This window comes from Chamaesiphon sp. VAR_69_metabat_338 (assembly GCF_031423935.1).
Classification (GTDB): domain Bacteria; phylum Cyanobacteriota; class Cyanobacteriia; order Cyanobacteriales; family Chamaesiphonaceae; genus Chamaesiphon.
The window spans coordinates 1-2,810 of sequence record NZ_JANPGM010000090.1 but is presented as its reverse complement, the minus strand read 5'-3'; the positions used below and the strand labels follow the sequence as shown (position 1 = coordinate 2,810).

Annotated in this window: 6 protein-coding genes; all 6 read left to right on the top strand. The window is 45.2% G+C overall.

The features are described from left to right. Positions 1-24 precede the first annotated feature (24 nt). Complete coding sequence (locus tag RMO84_RS02680; RefSeq protein WP_310486911.1) at positions 25-525, top strand: hypothetical protein; 501 nt, start codon at positions 25-27, stop codon at positions 523-525. Beyond that, positions 507-752 (top strand): V4R domain-containing protein, encoded by a 246-nt coding sequence (locus tag RMO84_RS02675; protein WP_310486910.1) that lies wholly within the window; start codon positions 507-509, stop codon positions 750-752. The genes RMO84_RS02680 and RMO84_RS02675 overlap by 19 nt, the downstream gene beginning before the upstream one ends. Then, positions 749-1,084 (top strand): hypothetical protein, encoded by a 336-nt coding sequence (locus RMO84_RS02670; protein WP_310486909.1) that lies wholly within the window; start codon positions 749-751, stop codon positions 1,082-1,084. The genes RMO84_RS02675 and RMO84_RS02670 overlap by 4 nt, the downstream gene beginning before the upstream one ends. Positions 1,085-1,164: 80 nt before the next feature. Continuing rightward, on the top strand, positions 1,165-1,632 hold the full coding sequence (locus tag RMO84_RS02665; protein ID WP_310486908.1) for a phycobilisome protein: 468 nt from the start codon (positions 1,165-1,167) through the stop codon (positions 1,630-1,632). A gap of 63 nt (positions 1,633-1,695) precedes the next feature. After that, a complete protein-coding gene (locus RMO84_RS02660) occupies positions 1,696-2,355 on the top strand; it encodes a hypothetical protein (protein WP_310486907.1) in 660 nt (219 codons plus the stop codon). Between the two features lie 106 nt (positions 2,356-2,461). After that, a complete protein-coding gene (locus RMO84_RS02655) occupies positions 2,462-2,698 on the top strand; it encodes a 2Fe-2S iron-sulfur cluster binding domain-containing protein (RefSeq protein ID WP_310486906.1) in 237 nt (78 codons plus the stop codon). The last annotated feature ends 112 nt before the right edge of the window (positions 2,699-2,810 follow it).

The window sequence follows — 2,810 nt, the reverse complement described above, 5'->3', positions numbered from 1 at the left end:
ATAATCGCTACGTAGAGTTACATTATGATATCTGAAGATCGAAGACAATTTTCACCGGATGCAGCTAATCCAAATCTCGCTGCCCGTAATGCGGTTCACTATAGTCGAGCCAAATTCTTCCAGTTCGACATGGAACAGGGCAAGATCGCTGACTATCACCGGCAGCGTAATTTATTGGTTGGGGAAGATTTTATCGTTTCGCTCTTAAAAGGGCTAGAACATGAAGTTGGTGAAGCAGCAGGCTGGCTGTGTTATCAAATTGGATTTGAATGGGGCCAACAGGATGCTGTACTTTTTCAATCTTGGTTCAAAGAATTCTATAACTTGACATTAGAGACATCCAATCTCGCATTCGCGATGGAAACTTGGTGGTGGCCATATACGGCTCAAGGTTGGGGCACATGGTCTCCTAATTTAGATAATCGGGCAAGTGGCTTTTTCTATGTCGATTTATATGATTCGGCAGTAGCCAAATCGCTTGGTTATGTGGGTAACCAGTTTGTCACTTGTATTCAGGTATCTTAGCCGGATTTTTTAGTGTTGCCTTCAAGCAAGAACTGTGTAGTACTGAGATCCAATGTTATGCCATGGGCAATGATTTTTGTAGATTTCTAGTCGGCTCTGCCGATCGCATTCAAGCTGCTGAATTCTGGATTTCTTCGGGTGGTACGGCCAATGAGATTGCTGAGCGGTTTGAAGCGGGCGAAATCGCTGCCGATGCCGAACTAAAAATTGAAGTAGGTGCAACATGAAAAATAGTAACGATCGTCGGCTAAAAAGAAGTCCATTCATCCGATTTATCAGAGGTGTTTTGAGATTATTCAAAGTCTTATTCAGACCGAAACAGAAAAATCTTAGATCGGCAGAAGACTATCAGCACGAACTACGAGCGGCAGAGCTAGATCGTCGCCAGCGACAAGCTCAAGAACCACGTAGCGTAATTGAGGAACCGCAAGAACAGTTAATTACTGTGGGTGAAGTGTTTAAACAAGTTAAATGGAAAGATGCTTCGTCAACTGTTCTTGATGCACAACCGCTAGAGATGGGGATGAGTGCACGGAGCCGCGATGCTTCACTGAACTAGAGTTTGATGTCAAAAGTTAACTGAGATATTTTAATGGAATAGCTCGACAGATTATATTTTATTTGGATGGACTTGAAACAATGATTACATTATTAGAGAAATTAGTTGATGGCGCAGACGGGGCTTATGCTAGTAAGCAAGATCTCCGTAATTTGGAACATGCGATGTTCTCCTGGTCGGAACGAAAAGATGCATATCAGGCAGTCGAAAATAACGAGAAAGCAATTATCGATCGAGCCATGATCCTGATCCAATCGAGCAAAACTGCTCCAGACGGAGCTATGAGTCCAGGTACACTCAATCGCTGTCGTCGCGACATGACTTTGGCCTTAAGAGCCTACGCATTAGGAATGCTGTTACAAGATGAAGAAATGCTCAAAGATCGCTTCTTGTATTGGCAAAAAAATGTCCTCCAAGCGATGGGCTTACATCACTATCAAGGTGTGAAGTTCGTACTAGAGTCAATTTGTCTGGAGTTACCAGAAGCACAGGCTAATTTGTTCAAACCTTACTTTAAACTCGGTCAAGAGTTGGTCATGTCAAATTAAAGTAACAAAACAAAAGTAAGTTGTTATTCCCGATTACCTGTCTTAACTAAAAATTTATTTGGTATGGCTACATCACTCTCGATCGAATCTAGCATCTCCATCCCAGCAAATTGCTTTACCCCTAAAGGCTATGTCAAGTCGCATCCAGCGACTGGATTGCTCTCGACCCGCTATGGCGATCGGTTAATTGCCGTACCGGAACTACTGCTGCGGAGTATTCCCAAAACCTTGCGCGCTGAAGCTGGCGAAGCTTCTTATCTGGCTTTGTATACCTTTGGCGACAACTGGGGCAAAACTTTCTGCAAGCGCATTATGCAGGATACGGTCAAATACTATCGTCAGCCCATCCTGGAGACGATCGCCGCTGAGTTTTTTGTGAACGTGCAGGAAGCCTGGGCGGTTCACGGCTTGGGTAGACCCGAAATCGATTTTAGATTAGCCGAGCGCGGCTTATTGGTAGTCTCGATCGCCAATTCTGGCATCGGTGGCGATGCCCCGATTGCGGCTGATGCAACTTATCGTTCCTTCAGTCTCGAAGCTGGTTTCCTCGCCGGTTGGTTCTCCGCGCTCACAGACAAACAGCTCAAAGCTTGTGCTAGTAACTGGCGCGAAGCACCAGCATCCTTAGAGTTTCTAGTCGGGAGCGTCGCTCACATCGAATCGATCGAACGATCTCACCTCGAAGTGGGCATGTTGACACCAGAAATACTCAACTCGCTTTAGTCGATCTCCGTCGATTCCGTACGGCAAGACCTCAGCAACACTTCAACCCCAGCAGACTCGACTTTCCACACTCACTCTCAAATCTTTTTAATAACAATCTAAATTCATGGCTGTTAACGTATTATTTTTGCCCGATCGAGTCACTGCTACCGCTCAACCAGGAGAACTATTACTGACAGTCGCTCAACGCGCTGGAGTATCGATTCCTACTGGTTGTCTCAAAGGTGTTTGTTACATGTGTAAAGTCGCGATCGAAGGTCAGGAAAACCCAATTCGGGCTTGTATTGCCACCGTCCCAACCGACGGATTATCGATCGTCCATCGTTACGCCCAGAACAATTAATCGAGTAGACCCATTCTCTAATTTTAGTTTGCCTCGATGCTCTCAAGCTCAGAGATTTTCTAATAGGTCAGTATGTTACATTCATCTCCTCGAATATCCCCCTAGCCTCTCC

Coding starts and splice junctions, on each gene's coding strand:
- RMO84_RS02680 (WP_310486911.1), top strand. CDS start 25: ATGATATCTGAAGATCGAAGACAATTTTCACCGGATGCAGCTAATCCA.
- RMO84_RS02670 (WP_310486909.1), top strand. CDS start 749: ATGAAAAATAGTAACGATCGTCGGCTAAAAAGAAGTCCATTCATCCGA.
- RMO84_RS02665 (WP_310486908.1), top strand. CDS start 1,165: ATGATTACATTATTAGAGAAATTAGTTGATGGCGCAGACGGGGCTTAT.
- RMO84_RS02660 (WP_310486907.1), top strand. CDS start 1,696: ATGGCTACATCACTCTCGATCGAATCTAGCATCTCCATCCCAGCAAAT.
- RMO84_RS02655 (WP_310486906.1), top strand. CDS start 2,462: ATGGCTGTTAACGTATTATTTTTGCCCGATCGAGTCACTGCTACCGCT.